This is a genomic window from Roseateles sp. NT4 (assembly GCF_051857475.1).
GTDB lineage: Bacteria > Pseudomonadota > Gammaproteobacteria > Burkholderiales > Burkholderiaceae_C > Pelomonas.
Genome location: NZ_JBPZGZ010000003.1, coordinates 94,889 through 117,063 on the forward strand (window position 1 = coordinate 94,889; position 22,175 = coordinate 117,063).

Below are 22,175 nucleotides of genomic sequence, written 5' to 3' on the forward strand. Positions count from 1 at the left end.
GTTGGACGGGGGCTTGCGGGCCGAGCGCCGGGCCGCTCCCTAGCCGGCCCGCGTGGGGCGATGTGCGTGCGGCTCGAAGCTGCACGCATCGCCGTCCCCTCGGGGGCTTTGGCCGGACACGGTGAGTCCTGAGGACTCGCCGTGCCTGCCGAAGCGCTGCGGCCTCTGGCCGCAGCGTGGTCCCGACTGGGCTCGTCCGCGTCCAGCGGGACGAGACCGGGCGAGGGGCTATTTCATGTACGCATCAAAGACGGGGGCGAAGACGCACAGCAGCGGCAGGGCCGCGACGAGGCGTTCCAGGGGGTGCCAGGCCGGGGGCGGCGGCGCGGGCAGGTCGTCGAGGTCCTCGGCGAAGGCCTCGCTGCGGTAGATGGCGACCATGGTGTCCGGCCAGTCGGTCGAGGGGTTGTCGCTGCGGTAGTTCATGGCGGTCTCCGGTGTTCGGTGCCGCTACTGTGGAAGGCGCCGGTTTCAGCGCTGCTTCATCGCCCGCCGCTTGTGTTGCGTTTGTTTCAGCATTCCGCCGCGGCCGGCGGCGCCTGCCTATGATTCGTGGCCATGTCAGACACCTCCGCCCCGACCACCGTGCTGCTCGTCGACGACGAGCCCGAACTGCGCGCACTGCTGGCCGAGTACTTCGGCCGCAATGGCTTCACGGTCATGCAGGCCGAAAACGCGGCGGACGCCCGTGCCCGTGTTGCCGAGCGGGTGCCCGATGTGGCCGTGCTCGACATCAACATGCCGGGCGAGAACGGCCTGTCGCTGGCGCGCGCCCTGCGCGAGAGCCACCCGCGCCTGGGCCTGGTCATGCTGACGACGGCCGGCGAGGCCATCGACCGCATCGTCGGCCTGGAGGTGGGAGCCGATGACTACATCGCCAAACCCTTCGAGCTGCGCGAACTGCTGGCCCGTGTGCGTGCCGTGCTGCGCCGCCTGCAGGTCACGGCCGCACCGGCGCCGGTGAGCGCCGATCCCGAGCGCATTGCCTTCGGCCCCTGTTCACTGGACATGGCCCAGCGCAAGCTGTTCGGCGCGGCGGGTGAGGAGATCGACATCACGGCGGCCGAGTTCGACCTGCTGGCCCTGTTTGCGCGTCACCCCAACCGGCCGCTGAACCGCGACCAGATCATGGAACAGGCCCACAACCGCGGCTGGGACGTCTTCGACCGCAGCATCGACCTGCGCGTCATGCGCCTGCGACGCAAGGTCGAACGCAACCCCGACAAGCCTGAAGTCATCAAGACAGTCAGAAACGTCGGCTACGTCTACGTTCCAGCCGCGCCGAATTGAATTGATGAGTGCTTGCCGGTCGACCCGGCAAGCCGGGGAGCGACGGGCCGCCCCTAGCCGGCCCGCCTAGGGCGATGTGCTTGACGGTCAATCCGGCAAGCATCGCCGTCCCCTCGGGGGACCGGCTAGCGCGCCTGCGTTCAGCGCGGCGTGCTGGACGAGGGGCTAGCTAGCCATCGGCAGCTTGAGCCAACGCTGCAGCCGGGTGCGCAACGCGGCGAAGTCCAGCGGCTTGGTCAGGTGCTCGTCCATGCCGGCCTCGAGGCTGGCGGCGACGTCGGCGTCCAGCGCGTGGGCCGTCAACGCGAGGATGGGGAAGTTGGGCAGCTTGCCTTCGCGCTGCTGGGCGCGGATGCGGCGGGCGCATTCCAGGCCGTCCATGCCGGGCATCTGGATGTCCATCAGCACGAGGTCAGGTGCGGATTCGGCGCAGGCGGCCAGGGCTTCGAGGCCGTTCTTGGCCAGGCGGGCCTGGACGCCCATCAGCGCAAGGAATTCGAGGGCGACAACCTGGTTGATGTGGTTGTCTTCGACCAGCAGGACCTGGGCTTGCCGTTGGCCCCGCGCGGCGCTGCCTTCGCCGGGTTCCGGCGCGTCAACGCCTGCACCGTCGGAAGCGGCATTGAGCCACAGCGGAACCAGCATCTGTGCCGGCTCGGGCAACGTCGACTTGTCCATCCCCAATGTCCTTGTGTCAGCTTGTTCTTATGAGACCCCGAGGGGCCGTGACCCATTGTTGCCTCAGCGAGCGCCGCAGCGCAACCGCATGCCCCACAAATGCGGTGAGTCTTGAGCCGCTCATGTCGCTTGAATCGACCGCTTGTCGTCGCGCGTGCTGACAGTTTTCGTCAACACGGCTACCTACACTGCTCGCCTTTGTCGTTTTGCCCCCCGCCATGTCGTCTGAGTCTGAAGGTCTGATCCGCATCCGAGGTGCCCGCCAGCACAACCTCAAGAACCTCGACCTGGATCTGCGCACGGCCGAGCTGACGGTTGTGACGGGCCCGAGCGGCTCGGGCAAGTCCAGCTTGGTGTTCGACACCCTCTATGCCGAGGGCCAGCGTCGCTATGTGGAGACTTTCTCCGCTTACGCACGTCAATTCCTCGATCGCATGGACCGCCCGGCAGTCGACAAGGTGGACGGCGTGCCGCCGGCCATCGCCATCGACCAGACCAATCCTGTGCGCACCAGCCGTTCCACGGTGGGCACCATGACGGAGCTCAACGACCATCTGAAGCTGCTTTACGCCCGTGCGGCCGAGCTTTTTGATCGCAAGACGGCGCTGCCGGTCAGGCATGACACGGCGCAGAGCATTTATGTGGAGCTGATGGCCCGCGCCGAGGCTGAGCAGGACCCCAGGATGGTGCTGAGCTTCCCGGTCGAGCTGCCTGGCAACACATCGGCCGAGCAGGTGCAGCAATGGCTGTCCGCCAGTGGCTTCACCCGCGTGCAAGGCGAGCGCGAGGTCGAGGGTAAGAAAGTGTTGGACGTGGTGGCCGACCGCTTCCGCATCCAGGGTGCTGACAAGCAGCGTGCCATGGAAGCCATCGAGCTCTGTTTGAAGCGCGGCATGGGTCGGGTGAATGTTCACGTCGGTGACGATGGCGCCACACTTTGGCGATTCAGCACCGGCCTGCACTGTCCCGAAAGCGACATCCGCTATGCAGACCCGCAACCGGCGCTGTTCTCCTTCAACTCGGCTTTCGGCGCCTGCGACAGCTGCCGTGGCTTCGGCCGCGTCATCGGCGTGGACCTCGGCCTGGTCATTCCGGACGATCGCAAGACCCTGCGCAACGGTGCCATCAAGCCGATGCAGACGCCGGCCTGGAAGGACTGCCAGGACGACCTGCTGAAGTACGCCGGCGAGGCTGGCATCCCGCGCGACACGCCGTGGAAGGAGCTGAGCCCGGCCCACCGCGAATGGGTCATCAACGGCACGCCGAACTGGAACGGCAACTGGAACAAGCAGTGGTACGGGGTCAAGCGCTTCTTCGACTACCTGGAGAGCAAGGCCTACAAGATGCATATCCGCGTGCTCTTGTCCAAATACCGCAGCTATACCGAGTGCCCGGCCTGCCGCGGCGCCAGGCTGAAGACCGAGGCACTGCTGTGGCGCGTGGGCAGCAAGGTGCTGGCCGATGCGGCCCTGCCGGCGGTTCAACGCTTCCTGCCTGTCGGCGTCGACTGGTCGCCTGAGCAGGTCGAGTCGCTGCCGGGACTGTCCCTGCACGACCTGATGCAGCTGCCCATCCAGCGCCTGCGCGACTTCGTCGACGGCCTGCAACTGCCCAGCACCATGCTGGACGAGGCGCTGAAGCTGCTGCTGGACGAGATCCGCCACCGCAGCCGCTATCTCTGCGATGTCGGCCTGGGCTATCTGACGCTGGACCGCCAGAGCCGCACCCTGTCCGGCGGCGAGGTGCAGCGCATCAACCTGACGACGGCGTTAGGGACCTCGCTGGTCAACACGCTGTTCGTGCTGGACGAGCCCAGCATCGGCCTGCATCCCCGCGACATGGGCCGCATCAACCAGGCCATGCTGCGCCTGCGCGATGCCGGCAACACCCTGGTTGTCGTCGAGCACGACCCGGCCGTCATGCTGGCGGCCGACCGCCTGATCGACATGGGCCCCGGCCCCGGCGAGCGCGGCGGCCAGATCGTCTTCGACGGCACGCCCGAGCAGATCCGCTCCGCTGACACGCTGACCGGCGCCTACCTGGGCGGTCGCAGGCATGTGGGCATGGGCCTGAAGCGCCTGGTGGACGAATCCACGCCCAAGCTCATCCTCGAAGGCGTGCGCGAGCACAACCTGAAGGATGTGTCGGTCGAGTTCCCGCTGCAGCGCCTGGTCGTCGTCACCGGCGTGTCGGGCTCGGGCAAGAGCACGCTGATGCAGGACGTGCTCTACCCGGCCCTGGCCCGCCAGTTCGGCAAGGCCACGGAGACGCCCGGCGCCCACGAGCGCCTGCTGGGCGCCGACCATCTGGCGGACGCGGTGTTTGTCGACCAGTCGCCCATCGGCAAGACGGCGCGCTCCAATCCGGCCAGCTATGTCGGTGCCTGGGACGAGATCCGCAAACTGATGGCGGATACGCCGCTGGCGCGCGAGCGCAGCTACACCGCCAGCATGTTCAGCTTCAACGCTGGCGATGGCCGCTGCCCGACCTGCGGCGGCTCGGGCTTCGAGCATGTCGAGATGCAGTTCCTCAGCGACGTCTATCTGCGCTGCCCGGACTGCGACGGCAAGCGCTTCCGCGCCGAGATGCTGGACGTGAAGCTCGCGCTGAAGGATCGCGACCTGAGCGTGTCCGACGTGCTGGAGCTGACGGTCGCCGAAGCGGTGAACCTGTTCAGCGACCATCGCGCCGTGCTGACCAAGCTGCAGCCCATCGTCGACGTCGGCCTGGAATATGTGCGCCTGGGCCAGCCCGTGCCGACGCTGTCGGGCGGCGAGGCCCAGCGCCTCAAGCTCGCCGGCTTCCTGGCCGAGGCGGCGTCCAATCCGCGCTTCGGCGTCGCCAAGAAGGGCACGCTGTTCCTGTTCGACGAGCCGACAACCGGCCTGCACTTCGACGACATCGCCAAGCTGATGCGCGCCCTGCGCAAGCTGCTGACGGCCGGCCATTCCCTGCTGGTCATCGAGCACAACCTCGACGTCATCCGTGCCGCCGACTGGCTCATCGACCTCGGCCCCGAAGGCGGGGAGGGTGGAGGCGAGGTGGTCTGCGTCGGCACGCCCGAGGACATCACCAAGCACGCCACCTCGCACACCGCCGCGGCGCTGCGCGATTACGCCCTGCACATGGACCGCCCGGCCATGGCCGTGGAGGAAGGCCGGCCGCTGCAGCAACTCATCAAGGCCCGCCGCCAGGCCGACGAGGCCATCAAGATCGTCAACGCCCGCGAGCACAACCTGAAGGGACTGAGCGTCGACATCCCGCGCGGCAAGTTCAATGTCGTGACCGGCGTGTCGGGTTCGGGCAAGTCCACGCTGGCCTTCGACATCCTGTTCAATGAAGGCCAGCGCCGCTATCTTGAATCGCTGAACGCCTACGCCCGCTCCATCGTGCAGCCGGCCGGCCGGCCCGAGGTCGATGCGGTCTGGGGCATCCCGCCCACCGTCGCCATCGAGCAGCGCCTGTCGCGCGGCGGCCGCAAGAGCACGGTCGCGACGACGACCGAGGTCTGGCATTTCCTGCGCCTGCTCTATGTGAAGCTGGGCGTGCAGCATTGCGTCAACGACGGCGCACCGGTGCGGCCGCAGAGCGTCGAGTCCATCGCCGCCCAACTGATGCGCGACTACCGCGGCCAGCACGTCGGCCTGCTGGCGCCGCTGGTGGTCGCGCGCAAGGGCGTCTACACCGACCTCGCCAAATGGGCCAAGGGGCGCGGCCACACGCATCTGCGCGTGGACGGCGAATTCCTGCCCACCTCGCCCTGGCCGCGCATCGACCGCTTCAAGGAACACACGCTGGAGCTGCCGGTCGGCGACCTCGTCATCGAACCCGAGCGTGAGGCCGAACTGCGCGAGCTGCTGGCCAAGGCCCTGGATGCCGGCAAGGGCGTGCTGCATCTGCTGGCGCCTCTGGACGGTCTGTCGGTGGAAGGCGGCGCGACCGGCGCCGGCGTCGGCTCGGTCAAGGTCTTCTCGACCAAGCGCGCCTGCCCGGTCTGCGGCACCAGCTACCCCGAACTGGACCCGCGGCTGTTCTCCTACAACTCCAAGCATGGCTGGTGCACCGGCTGCGTCGGCACCGGGCTGGCGCTGACCCGCGAGCAGCGCAAGGCCCTGGACGACAGCGTGCAGAGTGATGACAACCGCGGCCGCGAGCAGAGCTTCCCGGCCGAGGAGGCCGAGGTCGAAGGCCTGACCGACGCCGTCTGCCCGGATTGCCACGGCACGCGGCTGAACCCGACGGCGCGCTCCGTCGAGTTCGAGGACAAGGGCATCGGCGACGTCGCCGCCTGGAGCGTCGGCGAAGCCCGTGAATGGGTGAAGGGCCTGGACCTGCAGGGCCGCGATGCCGACATCGCCCGCGACGTCGTCAGCGAGATCCTGGGCCGGCTGGAGTTCCTGGAAGAAGTCGGCCTCGGCTATCTGACCCTGGATCGCGCCGCGCCCACGTTGTCGGGCGGCGAGGCCCAGCGCATCCGCCTGGCGGCCCAGCTCGGCAGCAATCTGCAGGGCGTCTGCTATGTGCTGGACGAGCCCACCATCGGCCTGCACCCGCGCGACAACCAGATCCTGCTCAAGGCCCTGTCCACGCTGGGCGACAAGGGCAACACCCTGGTCGTCGTCGAGCATGATGAAGACACCATCCGCCGCGCCGACCACATCATCGACATCGGCCCGGGCGCCGGCAAACGCGGCGGCCGCGTGGTGGCCGAAGGCACGGCGGCGCAGCTCGCCTTGCAGCCCGAATCGACGACGGGCCGCATGCTGGCCCATCCGCTGATCCACCCGCTGCAGGAACGCCGCGCCATCGATCCCGACGCCCCCAAGCTGACCGTGCTGAATGCGGCCCTGCACAACCTCAAGGGCGTGACGGTGGATGTGCCCCTGCACCGCCTCGTGGCCGTGACGGGCGTGTCGGGCTCGGGCAAGTCCACGCTGGCGCGTGACGTCTTGCTGGCCAACATGGCCATCGCCGTGCCTTTGAGGAAGGCTCCGACGAAGTGGGCGGGCTGCGAGGGCATCGAAGGCCATGCCCAGGTGGACCGCGTGCTGGAGGTCGACCAGACCCCCATCGGCAAGACGCCGCGCTCCTGCCCGGCCACGTATATCGGCTTCTGGGACGCCATCCGCAAGCTGTTCGCCGAGACGCTGGAGTCCAAGGCGCGCGGCTATGCGCCGGCGCGTTTCAGCTTCAACACCGGCGTGGGCCGCTGCCCGGGCTGTGAAGGCCAGGGCATGAAGACCATCGAGATGAGCTTCCTGCCGGATGTGAAGGTGCCCTGCGACCAATGCCATGGCCAGCGCTTCAACCCCGAGACCCTGGGCGTCAGCTGGCGCGGCAAGAGCATCGGCGACGTGCTGGCCATGGAGGTCGACGAAGCCGTGGAGTTCTTCGCCTCCATGCCCTCCATCGCCCACCCGCTGCAGTTGCTGAAGGACGTCGGCCTGGGCTATCTGACCCTGGGCCAGCCCTCGCCGACGCTGTCGGGCGGCGAGGCCCAGCGCATCAAGCTGGTGAGCGAACTGGTCAAGGTGCGCGACGACGTCACGCGCCGCGGCCAGAAGGCGCCGCACACGCTCTATGTGCTGGACGAGCCAACCGTGGGCCTGCACATGGCTGACGTCGAGAAGCTGATCCGGGTCCTGCACCGCCTGGTGGCGGGCGGTCATTCCGTCGTCGTCATTGAGCATGACCTCGACGTCATCGCCGAGGCGGACTGGGTGCTGGACCTCGGGCCGGAAGGCGGCGATGCGGGTGGCCGCGTCGTCATCGAAGGCACGCCGGAGCAGGTGGTGGCCAGCGGCAGCCACACGGGGGTGGCGCTGAAGCCGGTGCTGGCGCGGGTGGGCTGAGCCGGAGCGGCGCATGAGTTCGTCTGAACGCCAGCCTTCTTCATGGCGCACGCGATGGCTCTCGTTCTGGCGCTCCCTGGCGCCTGTACAAGGTTCAGCCGAGGCGTTCCTGGTTCCGCTGGAGGACTCCCGGGTGGAGTTCCATTGGAAGGGGCGGTCGGTGCTGCTGGATCAGCGCCTTCGACTGGTCCTTCGCGAGGGCAGGGTCGTGGGCAGCTTCGACAAGGTCCTGTCGGTGGACGTCGAGCGGTCGATCGACGAGGACAGGCCGGACGAATGGACCGTGCTGCTGCGGATTTCCGAGGGCGTCAACGTCTACCTGGGAAGCACGAAGATCGATGTCGACGCGTCCATTGCCGCGGCAAAGATCGCAACCCTGGTCGGTGCTCAGGTCAGGTCGGTTTGAGCGGGGCGCTTCCCGTTGCGAGCGGGAAGGCCCAGCTTCGGTTTTGCTGAAGCTTCATTGAGCCGCAGGCCTATTCCAGGCCTCGCCAGGGCCGCGCACACTGCGGCGTTCGATGGCTGGAGGTTGTGATGGCGTTCCTGGTGGGTTGGGTGCTGGTCTTGCTGCTGTTGGCCCTGTGGTCGGGCCTGGTGGTGGCGATTCATTCCTTCCTCGCCGGCCTGCTGGCCCATGCGGGCCATGTCGGCACGGGAGGATGGAGCCTGCCGGACTCGCTCAGGGACTGGCTGCCCACCGTGGTGGCGGACTGGCTGGTGTCGACGGTCGAGACGCTGACGCCTCAGCTGCAAGCCCTCGTGGGTACGTTGCCGTGGCTGTCCAGCGGCGTCACGGTGCTGGCCTGGGTGGTCTGGGTGCTGGGTGCGGTGGTGCTTCTGATCCTCGGCCTGGCCATCCATGTGGGCGTGGCACTGTGGCGCAAGTCGGTGCACTCGGGCCAGCCGCTACCCCAGTAGCGACGCGGATCGACCGTCGCGCTGTCGCCTGAATGCGGGATTGAGGGAGCGCCGTGCGCGCCGGTACAAACGCGCCCCATCGTCATCGCCCATCGAATCCTCACCATGCGCCTTCGTTCCCCGCTTCTTTTGGCCACCGCCGCACTGTTGGCCAGCATGGGCAGCGCGCATGCCGCCGCGACCGATGAATGGGCTTCTTCCGTCCTCGGCTTTTCCACCCAGTGGGGCACGGGAACCTGGGCCGCTGCCCAGGCCCTGGGCGCACCCGATACCTTTGCCTATGGCGACATCGGCACTGCCTGGGCGGCCGCACCCAAGAACGGTTCGCTGGAATTCCTGTCCCTGGGCTTCGCCACGCCGACCTATTCGACCGGTGCGGTCGTCCGCGAGACCTATGGCAACGGCTTTGTCTACCAGGTCGATGCCATCGACGCGCAGGGTGGTCTGCACACCGTCTGGACCGGCACGGACACCAGCGTGGCGGGTGCACCGGTTGACTTCAGCCTCAGCTGGAACCAGACCGCCTTCAAGACGGTGGGCCTGAAGATCTACGTGAACGGCGACCACGATCTGAACGCCTGGGAAGAGATCGATGCGGTCCGCTTGGTCGGCAACACGACGGCACCGGTGCCCGAGCCTTCGTCCTACGCGCTGCTGCTCGCGGGTGCAGGCCTGCTGGGCCTGGTGGCTCGCCGCCGTCAGCCGCGCTGAAGCGCCGGCGTGACCCGACAAGGCCGGCATTTGCCGGCCTTTTTCATGGCGCGGGAAGCACGCCCTGCTTCTCGAAGAAGCCCAGCATCGCATCGCAGGCGGCGTTGATCAGCGCGGGCTGGTCGTAGAAGTCGATCTGGCCGATGGATGCCAGCCACAGGTCCCCGTGAGGCCCTCCGAGGCCGGCGATGAAGCGGCGCGCCAGCGATGGCGCCAACGCGTGCTCTGAGTGCACGACCAGGGCCGGTACGCGGATGCGCGGCGCGGCGCCGACGGCGTCGAAGCCAGCCGTGTGGAGCGTGGACTGCAGCGCATAGGCATTCACATAGCCGGGCACGGCGCCGCGCGGAGTGCCGTAGTACTCATAGGCCTCGCGCATGGGCATGCCCACGTCGCCGCCTTCAGGAGCAACGGCCGGGATGGTCGACGCTTCGCCGGTCTCTCGCCAGCGCGCGTCAGCGGCACGGGCGCGCGCCAAGGCAGGTTCGGCGGCCTGCAGGCTTTGCGGCGAGGGGTTGCTGTAATAGCCCGCCACGCCGCCATAGGCCTGGAAATGGAGGTCGTCGGCCACGGCCCGGGCCATATAACCGGCACCGGCGCAAACGCCGATGCCCAGCAGCGGCAGGCGGGCCAGTCCCGGGGTGTCGCGCAGGGCGGCAGCGGCGGCGCTGACCTCCTCGGCCTTGGCGACCGGGTTCTCGACCTGACGCGGCTGGCCGCCGCTTTCGCCAAAGCCGCGATGGTCGAAGGCCAGTGCCGCGATGCCGCGTTCGGCCAGGGCTCGGGCATAGGCGCCGGCAGCCTGTTCCTTGACGCTGGTCAGCGGGCCGGTCAGCACGGCCATGGCGCGTGGGGCGCCGACAACCGGAAGATGCAGCAGGCCCGCCAGGGTCGTGCCGTCGAGTTCGAAACGAAAGGGCTGGGTCTGGATGGCCATCGAATTCCTCTGTCGGGCTGATCGTTGCAAGAGGCAGCCAACAGTAAATGTCTGCCGTGACGAATGGGCAGGTGCGGTCCCTTCCCTAAAATTCGCCGCCCCTAACCCTAGGGGTGAGCTTGCGGGTGCTGCGGCAATCGACCCATTGCCATAGCGCCAACAGGCCCTCATTCAGGAGACCCCCTTGAAGCCCGTGACCTTCGCTGCCCTGGGCAGTCTGGCCCTCGCCTTGACCCTGTCGGCCGCAGCCCCCCTGCAGGCCCAGACGCCGTCGGCCGCAGCCGTTCCCAGCCTCGAGCAGATCTTCCGCGCCGAGCCCTATCGCGGCGAGAACGCCAAGGACGCCGCCTTCAGTCGCAGCGGCCGCTACCTGGCCTATCTGTGGAGCCCCTTCGGCGAGCCGGGCACCGACCTCTGGGTGCATGACACCAAGACGGGCAAGACGACGCGCATCACCTCGCCCCAGGTCATGGCCGCCTTCGACTCGCCCGAGGACCTGGAGCGCTTCGACAGGAAGCTCAAGCAGCGCAACGACGAATTCGCCGAGCGCCAGGCCCGCGAGGTGGCGCAGCAGGCCTATCTGCGCGGCGAGAAGGTCGACCTGTCGCAGTGGGAGAACGCCCAGCTCGCCATCCTGAAGAAGGAACTGGCCGAGAAGAAGGCCAAGGACGACGCCCAGAAGGCCGCCGACAAGGCCGATGCCGAGGCCGAGAAGCAGGCCATGGCCGCGCTGGCCGCCAGGCGCGCCGGCAAGCCGGTGCCGGCCGCTGCACCCGCGTCAGCCGCCTCCACCGCCGACAAGAAGGACGACAAGGAGAAGGAAACCTGGGAGCTGCGCGACGAGCTGAAGAAGAAGCTGGCCCGCGACAAGCTCAAGCCCAGCGACCTCTACCCCGGTGCGGCCCAGTTCGTCTGGGCCCACAAGGTCGACGAGCTGGTCTTCCAGTACCGCGGTGGCCTCTACCGCTGGAAGGCCGACGAAAAGGCGCCGACGCCGCTGATCGCCACCCAGCGCGACCTGAAGCTGGTGGCCTACACCGGCGACGACGGCGGCGCGCTTTTCACCGACGACACCCGCGTGCTGCGCACCAGCTTCAAGCAGGCCGGCATCCAGGTCGTCAACCGCGAACTCATCCACGGTGACGACGAGCAGCAGAAGAAATACAAGATCGACCAGACCGTCGTCAGCGAGGATGGCCGCTGGATGTCGCTCGTGGCCAAGGCGCCGCTGAAGACGGCCGACGACAAGCCGGCCCCGCCCGGCCGCCAGGTCGAGATCATGAATTACAGCGAGCGCTGGGCCACGGCCAAGAAGGTCAACCGCGAGGTGTCGGACGACAAGCGCAGCGAGAAGCCGCTGGCGCTGTACATCCGCCAGGTGCCGATGGGCGACACCGCGCCGCGCAAGCAGGCCGATCCGGTGTTCACCAACGCAGGCGGCGACGTCTGGTTCGAGATGAGCGACGTGGCCTGGGCCCGCGATGGCAGCCGCTATGCCTTCACGACCTGGGAGCGCGACAAGGAGCTGCTGCGCGTGTATCTGGGCAACGCCGACGAGAGCGCCAAGCCCGAGATGGTGCTGGAGCGCCGCGGCGATGTCGGCCACGAGGTCGTCAATGTCCTCAAGCCCCGCTTCACGCCCGACGCCAGGACCCTGGTGCTGACGCTGGACGAAGGCGGCTGGCGCCAGCCCTATGCCATCGACGTGGCGAGCAAGGCCCTGCGTCCGCTGGTCAAGGGCGAGTTCGAGGCCAACCAGGTGGTCGGCTTCACGGCCGACAGCAAGGCCATGTTCGTGCTGGCCAACCAGGGTGACACGGCGGCCATGAATGTGCTGCGCGTCGACCTGGCCAGCGGCGCGACGCAAGCCCTGGGTGGCGCGGGCGAATACCACCGCGCGGCGACCTCGTCCGAAGACGGCCGCTGGGTGGCCGCCAATGCCGGCAACTGGGCCCAGCGCCCCGAGCTCAAGCTGCTGGCCGCCGACGGCAAGACGGCGCCGAAGACGCTGACCGACAGCAGCGACAAGGCCCTGGCCCAGCTCAAGCTGCTGCAGCCCGAGCGCTTCAATTACGCCAACCGCCATGGCGACCGCATCGAGGCCTATGTCTTCAAGCCCGCCGGCTGGAAGGCCAGCGACAAGCGCCCGGCCATCGTCTATGTCTATGGCGGCCCGCTGAATGACCGCCACATCGTCGAGGTCGACAGCTTCCAGAACACGGCCTATCTGTTCGGCCAGTACATGGCTGCGAAGTACGGCTATGTGACCGTCGCCGTGGACCCGCGCGGCCACAGCAACTACGGCCGCAAGTTCTCCGATGCCAACTGGGAACGCGCCGGCGAGCCCCAGGCCGAGGACCTGGAAGACCTGGCCAAGCTGCTGCCCGCGCAATACGGCGTGGACGCCCGCCGCATCGGCCTGAACGGCTGGAGCTTCGGCGGCTTCCAGACCCAGTACACGATGTACACGCGGCCCGACGTCTTCGCCGCCGGCATCGCCGGTGCCGGCCCGACGGAATGGGAGAACTACAACAGCTGGTACAGCGGCCGCACCATCGGCAAGGCGACGGATCGGACCAAGCCGGTGCTGCGCAAATACTCGCTGTTGCCGCTGGCCAAAGGGCTCAAGCATCCGCTGCTGCTGGTGCACGGCATGCAGGACCCCAATGTGCTCTACCAGGACACAGTCAACGTCTACCGCGAGCTGCTGGATTCGGGCAAGGATGCGCTGGTGGAGCTTTACCTCGACCCGGACGGCGTGCACGCCCTGGGCGGCGTCGTGAAGCCGGCCGGCTGGCACCGCAAGTACGAGGCCTTCTGGCTGCGCAACCTGGGGCGAGCCGCGCCTTGAGCTGACCTCAGGGCAGGGGGCGCAGTTGCGTCGCGAGCACTTCCTCGGCGACCTTCTGGCCCAGGCGGTAGCCCACGTCGATCGAGTTGCGGAAGTGCACGCCGCTCCAGACGCGTGAATTGGCCAGCTCCTGGCCCATGGCCTCGGGCGTGGCCCAGCTGCGCGTCATCGCCAGCGTTGAATTGACCCACACCAGCGGCGCCTGGCTGTTGCCGCGGAAGGCGGCCAGCAGGGTTTGCAGGTTGCCGCCGCCCACAGCGCCGCCCGAGGGGTAGTCGCTGTTGGGCGGTGTGTGGATCAGCGGCTCCCAGGCCGCATCGAGCAGCTTGGCATCGGCAAAGGCGCCTCGCAGCGCGTTGTAGGGCCGCCAGTGTCGGTATTTGGTCTTGAGCCCGACATAGACGATGCGCGAGTCCAGGTCGGCCATGTCCATCAAGGCCAGCATGCGGGCGAACTCCAGCGGCGTGGCCTTGAGGTGTTCGGCCAGGGCCTTGAGCATCGCCACCGCGTCTTCACCCTCGCCGGAATTCCAGAACAGCGCGATGACCGACTGCTCGCCGGTGCGCTGCGTGCTGACGCGGCCACCCACGGCCTTGACCTCGGCCAGGTCGCGCAGCGCGATGGCGCTGCCGACGGCCGGCGGCGGGCCGGGGTCGTAGGCCGCCACGTCCTTGATGCCGAAGGGCTTGAGCCTGGCCAGGCCAACGCCCGACTCCTGCTTGTACTCTGGCGTCAACACGTGGATGCCAGGTGCCGCGTCAACCTTGGGCGGCTCGACGCGGGCATAGCTGTCGTCGGCGCGCAGGGCCAGCAGGGCCAGGGCGACACGCCGGCCCAGGGCCACGCCCCTGGCGCGGGCGCTGGCATCGGTGGCGGCCTTCAGCGAGGCCTCGTAGGTCTTGTCCAGCAGGGCCTGGTCGGCCCCCGGCACGCTGCCGAGCACGACGCGGGCGGCCGAGGCGACCGCGGCATCGGGCGAGGCGTCCGGCACCGGGGCCGGCGCTGGACCATAGGCCTGGTAGCGCGGCGTGATGGCGTTCAGCGCATTGAACATGGCCAGGTCGGTCAGCAGCGTGGCCGGCTGCACTTGGCCGCGGGGCGACTTCAGAAGCACCTTGGGCGTGGCCTCAGCCCAGTCGCTGACGACATCGGCCCGGGCCGGCCCGAGCAGCAGAGCCGACAACAGCAATGCACAGGCTTTGAGCATGGCCTTCCTCCCGAAGCGGCAAAGCGGCGACGCTACGCCGCATGCGCCGCGCGCGCAATGCCGTATCAGCGCTTCAGGGCGGCTTCCAGCTTCAACAGCGGCGCGCGGTAGTAGTCGCCCACCTCGGGCCGCGCGTCGGCCATGCCGCGGGCCCGGCGCGCCAGGTCGGTGGCCGCGCGCTTCTCGCCCAGGCCCCATTGGCACAGGCCGCTGGCGGCCAGCAGGCGGGCCACGGCGGGGTCGTCGGGGCCGCTGTCGGCGCGCGTCGTGCGGGCCAGGGCCAGGCTGCGCGTCAGATCGTCGGCGCCGGCCCGCCATTGCTGCAGCGCGCAGCGCGCCTCGCCGCGCACGGCCAGGGCGGTCTGGGCGTCGTACTGGCTGATGCGGTCAGTGCCGGGGTGAAACCAGGCCTCGGGCACGACCTTGAGGGCCGCAGCCGCGTCGCCGGCGTCCAGCAGGATGCGGGCGCGCGAGACGTCCATCAGGTGGTTGTAGCGCTCGGGGTCGACCGTGCCGTCGCCCTTCACCGCGTCGAAATGCGGCGCCTTGTCGAGCAGGGCCAGGGCTGCGTCGACACGGCCCGCCTTGGCCAGGTTCTCGGCCGCGGTGCTGTACTGGAAGGCCGTCATCGGGTGCCTCGCCATGCCGCCGTCGATGCGGGCCTGCAGGGCCATCTGGTAGCCGCGGTCGGCCTCGGCATAGCGGCCCAGGCCTTCGTTGACCTCGCCCAGGGTATGGCCCAGGCGCAGCCTCTCGGTGGGCGTGCGCGCCCAGGCGTCCAGGGCCGGCAGGCTGCGCGCCAGCAGCTTCTGGGCCTCGGCATTGCGGTTCATGCGCGCCAGGGCCGTCGCCTCCCAGAGGTCGACCTGCGCCTCGATCTCGGTCGCCACCGGCAGGCCGCGCTGCACCAGCTCGTGCAGGCGGACGCGGCTGTCCTGGATGGTCTTCAGCGCCTCGTCGCCGCTGATCTGGAAGAAGGCCGTGAAGCGGGCCGCGGCAAAGACCGAGGCCATCAGCGCCTCGCGGATGCGGTGTTCGCCGCCCAGCTCGTGAAGGGTCGCCAGGGCCTGGCCGAGGTAGCGGTCGGCCAGGGCGCGGTCGGGCGACTGCATGGCTGCTTCGGTCGCTGCGAACTCGATGGTGACGACATCCAGCGGCGCGCTGGCCGCGTGCTGCTGGGCCCGCGTCACCGCCGAAGCATGCAGCCGGGTGGACTCGTCGCGCTGGTTGGCCAGCCAGGCCAGCTGGGCCTTCAGCGACTCGGTCCAGGCGGCGTCCATGCCTTCGGGCTGGCGGGCCTCGAGGTCCTGCACCGCGCTGCGGGCCTCGGGCACGGCCAGGCGGCGCATCAGGGCGCGGGCCAGCAGGATGCGCGCCTGCATGTCGGGTGAAGCCTCGAGGGCGGCACGGGCGGCCTTCTCGGCGGCAGCCGGGTCGCGCGCGTCCAGCAGGCTGCGGGCCAGCACACGCTGTGCCTCGCCCAGGGCTTGGGGCGGCGCCTCGGACTGGGCCAGAGCCGTGATCTCGCGTGCGCCGATGTCCGAGGCCAGGCGGAAGGCGCCCATGCGGCTCAGTACCGCGCCGATGGCCGCATAGAGTTCGGCACGCTGCCGGGGTTGGTCGGCAAAGCGCTGCTCCAGCAGCTCGGTGCTGTGCTGGAACAGGCCCTGGGCGCCGTCGCCCTGGCCGCTGGCGCTGGCGCGCACGACATCGCTGACCAGGCGGCGCGCGGCCTCCTCGCGGTGGGCGGCGTCGCCGGCCAGGGACGCCTGGCGCCAGGCCACGCCGACGCCCAGCGTCAGTGCCAGCAGGGCGATGCCGCCGCCCCAGGCCCAGGGCCGGTGGCGGTGCAGCAGGCGGCGCAGCGAGCGCCAGCCCGAATCGGGCAGGGCCATGGTGGGCCGGCCGTCCAGGTGGGCCTGCAGGTCGGCGCCGAACTCGGCAGCGCTGCCGTAGCGGGCCGCCGGGTCGGGCTGCAGGGCGCGGGCCAGGATGGCCTCCAGCTCGGCGCGGTCAGGCTGGGGCAGCAGAGCGGCCGGCAGGCGCGGCGGCTGGCCGGGCAGGGGCAGCTCGCCGGTGACGAGCTGGTAGAGCAGCACCCCCAGGCTGTAGACGTCGGAGCGCGCATCGGCGCGGCCACCGGCGATCTGCTCGGGCGCGGCATGGCGGGGCGTGTGCGAGCTGTCGCCGGCCTCGTCGCCCAGCAGCTCGGCGATGCCGAAATCCAGCAGACGCGGTGTGCCGTCGGCGGCGATCAGCACATTGCTGGGCTTGAGGTCGCGGTGGATGACGCCCTGGGCATGGGCATAGGCGACGGCGCCCAGCACCTGCAGCATCAGCGCCAGCCGGTCGCGCAGGGTCAGGTTTCGCGCGTGGACGTCGATGGGCAGGCCGGCCACATATTCCATCGCGATGAAAGGGCGGCCCTTGTCGTCGCGGCCGGCGTCGTAGAGGCGGGCGATATGGGCATGTTCCAGCCGCGCGCTGATGCGTTGTTCGCGCTCCAGGCGCGCCGCCAGTTCGTCGTTCCAGGCACGCCGCGGCAGCTTCAGCGCGACCCGGCGTTCATAGGCGCCGTCGGCCCGCTCGGCCAGCCACACCGAGCCCATGCCGCCCTGGCCGATCTCCTCGACGAGGCGGTAGGGGCCGAGCTTCTCGCCGGCGCGCGCGCCGGAGCCCGGCGCTGCCAGGCGCGGCAGGGTGGCCAGGGCACCGTCGGCGACGCGGGCCTGGTCGGCCAGCATGCGGGCCAGTTCCTCGCGCAGCTCCTCGGGCTGGCGGGCTAGCCAAGCGGCACGCTCGGCCTCGGGCAGGTCCAGGGCCTCGTCGAGCAGGATGCTGAGGCGGTTCAGCAGGGCGACGTCGAGTGGCATCGTCAGCGGAGCAGCGCCAGCAGCAGGATGCGCGCCTTCTCCCAGTCGCGCCTGACGGTGCGCTCGGTCAGGCCCAGGGTCTCGCCGATCTCGGCCTCGGTGTAGCCGCCGAAGTAGCGCATCTCGACGACCTGCGCCAGGCGCGGCTCGGCGGCCTGCAGCGCGTCCAGGGCCTCGTGCACGCGCAGCACCTCGTCGGCGTCGGAGGGCAGGTCGAGCTCGACGCGGGTGTCCAGCGTCAGTGCCTCGCCGGCGCGCGGACGGCGCAGCGTGTCGACGATGAACTCGCGCATGACGCGGGCCGCATAGGCGAAGAACTCGCGCTGGCTCTGGGGCTGCAGCCGGGCGCTGCGGGCCAGGCGCAGATAGCTCTCGTGCACCAGCTGGGTGGTGTGCAGGCCGCCGGCGTGCGCGCCGGCGTCGCGCAGGCGAGCGCTGGCCAGCTCGCGCAACGCCGGATAGGCGGTAGCGAACAAGGCGTCCCGGGCGCCGGCATCACCGGCGTTGACGCGTGAGATCAGTGCATCAACATCGTCCTGCATGACGCCATCTTGCCGCACACCTGCCCTAAGCTGTCGACCATGGTGACTCCCCCCCCGCCACAAGATGAAGACCGCCGCCTGGCCCGACTGGCCGCGCTGGCCGTCATGGATACCGAGCCCGAGCCGCTGTTCGACCACCTGACCGCCCTGGCCGCGCAGATCTGCGGCACGCCGGTGGCCCTGCTGGGCCTGCTGGACGAGAGGCGCCAGTGGTTCAAGGCGGCCGTCGGTTTCGGCCGCAGCGAGACGCCGCGGGCTCTGACCTTCTGCGCCCACACCCTGCTGGCCGATGGCTTGTTCGAGGTGCGCGACGCGCGCCTGGACGAGCGCTTCGTCGACCACCCTGACGTGCTGGCCAGCCCGCCGCTGCGTTTCTATGCCGGCGTGCCCATCCGCCTGGACGATGGCAGCCACCCGGGCACGCTGTGCGTCGTCGACTTCAAGCCGCGCGAATTGAGCGACGCCCAGCGCGAGGCCCTGACCCGCCTGGCCGACGCAGCCGCCGAGGCGCTGATGATGCGCGAGCGCGCCCTGGGGCTGGCCGGCGCTGGGGACGCTGAGCAGCCCTTTCGCGTGCTGGCGGAGACGACGCCACTGGGCATCTTCCGCACCGATGCGGTGGGTCACTTCATCTTCACCAACGCCAACTGGCAGCGCATCTGCGGCCTGTCGGCGCGCGCGGCACTCGGCGAGGGCTGGTCGGCCACCCTGGCCACCGAGGACAGGACCTCGGTGCTGGAGCACTGGCAGCGTTGCGTCGCCCAGCACCATCCCTTCGAGATGCGCTACCGGCTGCGGCGCGGCGGCAACGGCCAGGGCGTGCGCCAGGTCTGGGCACGCGCCCAGCCGCTGACGGCGCCGGACGGCGGGCTGCGCGGCTATGTCGGCATCGTCGAGGACGTGACCGACCGCATCAGCGCCGAGCGTGAACTGCGCGAGAGCAAGGCCCTGCTGGACCGCACCGGCCGTGTCGCCGGCATCGGTGGCTGGAGCCTGGACCTGCAGACCGAGGCCGTGGTCTGGAGCGACCAGACCTGCCGCATCCACGATCTCGAGCCCGGCCACGTCCCCACGCTGGACGAGGCGATCGGCTATTACAAGCCCGAGGCGCGCGCCGCCATCCAGGCCGCGGTGCAGCGCGGCATGCAGCATGGCGATCCCTGGAGCCTGGAGCTGCCGCTGGTGACGGCCAAGGGCCGCGAGATCTGGGTGCTTTCGCAGGGGCAGGTGGACTGGCAGGACGGCGTGCCGGTGCGGCTGGTGGGCGCCTTCCAGGACGTCACCGAACACCACCGCGCCGCGGTCGAGCTGGAGCACAACCGCCAGCGCCTGCGCGCCCTGTACGAGTCGACGCCCGCGCTGATGCACTCGGTCGATGCGGCGGGCCGCGTGCTCAGCGTGTCCGACCGCTGGCTGGAGCGCCTGGGCTACAAGCGCCAGCAGGTCATCGGCCGGGCCATGGACGACTTCATGACGCCGGAGTCGTCGCAGCAGGTGCGCGAGGTCTACCGCCCGGCCATGTGGCGCGATGGCCATGTCAGCGACTGCCCGGTGCAGCTGATCTGCGCCGATGGCCGGCTGCGCGATGTGCTGGTCTCGGCGGTGGCCGAATACACCGCCGCCGGCCAGCCGCTGCGGGCCCTGGCGCTGGTCGACGACATCACCGAGGACCTGCAGCGCAGCGCCGAACTGGCCCACGAGCAGCGCATGCGCCGCCAGACCGAACGCCATGTGCAGGAGCTGGACCAGCTGCTGCACGAGCGCTCCGAGATGCTGGACGTGCTGGCCCATGAGGTGCGCCAGCCGCTGAACAACGCCAGTGCCGCCCTGCAGAGCGCCGCGGCCAGCCTGGCCGGCCGCGGCGAGCGCCAGGCCCAGGAAAGGCTGACGCGGGCCCAGGCCGTGCTGGGCACGGTGTTGGCCGGCGTCGACAACACCCTGGCCGCGGCCAGCCTGCTGGCCGGTGGCGGCCGCATCGCCCGCGAGGATGCCGACATCGACACGCTGATCGCCGTGACGATTGCCGACCTGCCGCGCGAGCAGCGCGACCGCGTCGTCATCCACCGCCACACCGCCACGCGCACGGCGTTGATGGACATGAGCCTGCTGCGCTTGGCCCTGCGCAACCTGCTGTCCAACGCGCTGAAGTACGCGCCCGGCGTCAGCCCCGTGACCCTGCATGTGATGGACTTCGACGAACCCGCGGTGTTGCAGTTCGAGGTGGCCGATGCCGGCCCGGGCATCCCGCGCGAGCTGCTGCCGCGGCTCTTCACGCGTGGTGCCCGCGGCACCGGTGGGACCGAGTCGGCCCATGGCCTGGGCCTGTACATCGTGCGCCGCGTGATGGACATGCATGGCGGCACCGCCGAGCTGCTGCGCACCGGCCCGCTGGGCACCGTCATGCGGTTGAGCCTGCCACAGGCGGATTGATTGCGCTCACCGGGCCTTGACCGTGACGACTGACACGACTTTGCCCCCCTACCTTGCTCGAATTCACGCCACGCCATGCTGTGGGCCGGCTACGCTGCCGGCCCCATGGACCGCGTCAACAGTTCGCCCGCCGTCGTTGTGAAGAAAGGGCCGCCCAGTCTGCGCAGCCAGCTCAGCCTCGTGCTGGGGGGGCTGGCCCTGGCCATCCTGGCCGCCGTGGGCGGCTATCTCGGCAGTGTCGCCACCGATGAGTTGTTCGCGGCCCAGCAGTCCGCTGTGCGCGCGACGGCCCAGTCTGCCGCCGAGCTGCTGGCCACCCAGCTGCGCGACCGCGAGCGCGAGATCGAATTGCTGAGCCTGGCGCCCTATCTCGTCGACGGCCAGCTCGACGCCGCGGTCGTGCGCGAGGCCCTGGACCGCCGCCAGGCCCTGCACGATGAATTCGCCTGGATGGGTGTGGCCGCGCCGGATGGCACGGTGCTGCAAGCCACCGGCGGCATGCTGACCGGCCGCTCGGTGGCCCAGCGCGATTGGTTCATCGCGGGCCGCGAGCGCGTCTACGTTGGCGACGTGCACGAGGCCAAGCTGCTGGCCACCATGCTGCCGGCCCAGCCCAATGGCGAACCCACGCGTTTCATCGATTTCGCCGCCCCCATCCGCGACGCGGACGGCCGGCTGCGCGGCGTCGTCGGCGCCCACGCGCACTGGCGCTGGATCACCGGCATCGTGGACGGTACGGCCCGGCGGCTGCAGCCCGGCAGCGGCATCGACGCCCTCATCCTGGACCGCCAGGGCCGCATCCTCTATCCCGAGGCCCTGAAGGTGGCCCAGGCGGCCGGCGAGCCGGTGCTGCCCAAGGCCCTGGCCAACGGCCGCTTCGAAGGCGCGCTGCGCTTCGGCGACGGCAAGGACTATCTGACCAGCGAGGCGCCGCTGCAGGCGCGCACCAATGCCGAACTGGGCTGGCGCATCATCGCCCGCCAGCCGCTGGACCAGGCCATGCGCCCGGTGCAGGACCTGCGCCGCGAGCTGGTGCTGCTGGGCCTCATGGTGGCCGCCGCGCTGACGCTGTCGGCCCTGCTGCTGGCACGCCGTGTCAGCCGGCCCGTGGAACAGCTGGCCGGCATCGCCCAGCGCGTGGAAGCCGAGCGCCGCATCCCCGAGTTCCCGGCCAAGCCCGCCGCCCGTGAGCTGGCCCAGCTCAGCGATGCCATGCAGTCCATGGCGCGCTCCCTGCTCGACACCGAACAGCAGCTGCAAAAGACCAATGCGACGCTGGAAGCCCAGGTGCAGCAGCGCACCGCCGAACTGCAGGCCGCCAACGCGGCCCTGGAGCACTTGGCCACGCGCGACCCGTTGACCGGTCTGCACAACCGCCGCAGCCTGGACGCCCGCCTCGCCGAGGCCCAGGCTCTGGACCGCCGCTACGGCGCCAGCAATGGCCGCGTGCACGGCCTGCTGCTGGTGGACATCGACCATTTCAAGCGCGTCAACGACACCTATGGCCACCCGGCCGGCGACGCGGTACTGCGCCTGGTGGCCCAGATGCTGCAGAACGCGGTGCGCGTGACCGACGTCGCGGCGCGTTTCGGCGGTGAGGAATTCGCCGTGCTGCTGCCCGAGCTGGCCGGACCGCTGGAGGCCGTCATGGCGGCGGAGAAGATCCGCTCCGCCGTCGAGGCGGCCAACTTCCCGGAGGTCGGCAAGCTGACCATCAGCGTCGGCGTCAGCCTGGCCTCGCCGGACGATGCCGATGTGAGGCCGCTGATCGACCGCGCCGACGCGGCCCTGTATGAGGCCAAGCGCGGCGGCCGCAATGCGGTGGTGCTGAAGACGGCCGAAGCGACCGTCTGAAGAGGGTCTGGAAGCCGCCCGACAGGCCGCAT

Annotated in this window: 14 protein-coding genes; 8 read left to right on the forward strand and 6 right to left on the reverse strand. The window is 69.8% G+C overall.

What is annotated here, in order from left to right; all coding sequences use genetic code 11:
- Positions 1 to 228: 228 nt before the first annotated feature.
- Positions 229 to 426 (reverse strand): hypothetical protein, encoded by a 198-nt coding sequence (locus ACS5PN_RS19400; protein ID WP_439465657.1) that lies wholly within the window; start codon positions 424 to 426, stop codon positions 229 to 231.
- Between the two features lie 132 nt (positions 427 to 558).
- Here ACS5PN_RS19400 and ACS5PN_RS19405 point away from each other — a divergent pair, with 132 nt between their 5' ends.
- Complete coding sequence (locus ACS5PN_RS19405) at positions 559 to 1,290, forward strand: response regulator (RefSeq protein ID WP_439465658.1); 732 nt, start codon at positions 559 to 561, stop codon at positions 1,288 to 1,290.
- Positions 1,291 to 1,455: 165 nt separating this feature from the next.
- On the opposite strand, the gene ACS5PN_RS19410 is transcribed toward ACS5PN_RS19405, so the two are convergent.
- Entirely contained in the window at positions 1,456 to 1,968 is a 513-nt protein-coding gene (locus tag ACS5PN_RS19410; protein WP_439465659.1) for a response regulator, read from the reverse strand.
- 218 nt (positions 1,969 to 2,186) lie between these two features.
- On the opposite strand from ACS5PN_RS19410, the gene uvrA reads away from it, so the two are divergent.
- The 4 genes from uvrA to ACS5PN_RS19430 all read left to right on the forward strand — a co-directional run bounded on the left by uvrA (position 2,187) and on the right by ACS5PN_RS19430 (position 9,449).
- Positions 2,187 to 7,820: an excinuclease ABC subunit UvrA gene (gene uvrA, locus ACS5PN_RS19415; RefSeq protein WP_439465660.1), complete on the forward strand. Its 5,634-nt coding sequence runs from the start codon at positions 2,187 to 2,189 to the stop codon at positions 7,818 to 7,820.
- Positions 7,821 to 7,833: 13 nt separating this feature from the next.
- A complete protein-coding gene (locus tag ACS5PN_RS19420; protein ID WP_439465661.1) occupies positions 7,834 to 8,226 on the forward strand; it encodes a hypothetical protein in 393 nt (130 codons plus the stop codon).
- A gap of 128 nt (positions 8,227 to 8,354) precedes the next feature.
- On the forward strand, positions 8,355 to 8,738 hold the full coding sequence (locus ACS5PN_RS19425) for a hypothetical protein (RefSeq protein WP_439465662.1): 384 nt from the start codon (positions 8,355 to 8,357) through the stop codon (positions 8,736 to 8,738).
- A gap of 105 nt (positions 8,739 to 8,843) precedes the next feature.
- On the forward strand, positions 8,844 to 9,449 hold the full coding sequence (locus ACS5PN_RS19430; protein ID WP_439465663.1) for a PEP-CTERM sorting domain-containing protein: 606 nt from the start codon (positions 8,844 to 8,846) through the stop codon (positions 9,447 to 9,449).
- A 43-nt stretch (positions 9,450 to 9,492) separates the two neighbouring features.
- Here the strand turns inward: ACS5PN_RS19430 and ACS5PN_RS19435 are convergent, their stop codons facing one another.
- A complete protein-coding gene (locus ACS5PN_RS19435; protein WP_439465664.1) occupies positions 9,493 to 10,386 on the reverse strand; it encodes an alpha/beta hydrolase in 894 nt (297 codons plus the stop codon).
- 193 nt (positions 10,387 to 10,579) lie between these two features.
- Here ACS5PN_RS19435 and ACS5PN_RS19440 point away from each other — a divergent pair, with 193 nt between their 5' ends.
- Positions 10,580 to 13,237 (forward strand): S9 family peptidase, encoded by a 2,658-nt coding sequence (locus ACS5PN_RS19440; protein ID WP_439466378.1) that lies wholly within the window; start codon positions 10,580 to 10,582, stop codon positions 13,235 to 13,237.
- A 7-nt stretch (positions 13,238 to 13,244) separates the two neighbouring features.
- On the opposite strand, the gene ACS5PN_RS19445 is transcribed toward ACS5PN_RS19440, so the two are convergent.
- The 3 genes from ACS5PN_RS19445 to ACS5PN_RS19455 all read right to left on the reverse strand — a co-directional run bounded on the left by ACS5PN_RS19445 (position 13,245) and on the right by ACS5PN_RS19455 (position 17,859).
- The gene (locus ACS5PN_RS19445; RefSeq protein WP_439465665.1) at positions 13,245 to 14,444 is read right to left on the reverse strand and encodes a vanadium-dependent haloperoxidase; all 1,200 of its coding nucleotides are present in this window, start codon (positions 14,442 to 14,444) and stop codon (positions 13,245 to 13,247) included.
- Positions 14,445 to 14,509: 65 nt separating this feature from the next.
- Positions 14,510 to 17,317, reverse strand: a complete 2,808-nt coding sequence (locus tag ACS5PN_RS19450) for a protein kinase domain-containing protein (protein WP_439465666.1) — start codon at positions 17,315 to 17,317, stop codon at positions 14,510 to 14,512.
- A gap of 2 nt (positions 17,318 to 17,319) precedes the next feature.
- Positions 17,320 to 17,859: an ECF-type sigma factor gene (locus ACS5PN_RS19455; RefSeq protein WP_439465667.1), complete on the reverse strand. Its 540-nt coding sequence runs from the start codon at positions 17,857 to 17,859 to the stop codon at positions 17,320 to 17,322.
- A gap of 39 nt (positions 17,860 to 17,898) precedes the next feature.
- Between ACS5PN_RS19455 and ACS5PN_RS19460 the strand changes: the two genes are divergently transcribed.
- Both ACS5PN_RS19460 and ACS5PN_RS19465 read left to right on the forward strand, forming a co-directional pair.
- A complete protein-coding gene (locus ACS5PN_RS19460; RefSeq protein ID WP_439465668.1) occupies positions 17,899 to 20,289 on the forward strand; it encodes a PAS domain S-box protein in 2,391 nt (796 codons plus the stop codon).
- A 105-nt stretch (positions 20,290 to 20,394) separates the two neighbouring features.
- On the forward strand, positions 20,395 to 22,143 hold the full coding sequence (locus ACS5PN_RS19465) for a sensor domain-containing diguanylate cyclase (protein ID WP_439465669.1): 1,749 nt from the start codon (positions 20,395 to 20,397) through the stop codon (positions 22,141 to 22,143).
- The last annotated feature ends 32 nt before the right edge of the window (positions 22,144 to 22,175 follow it).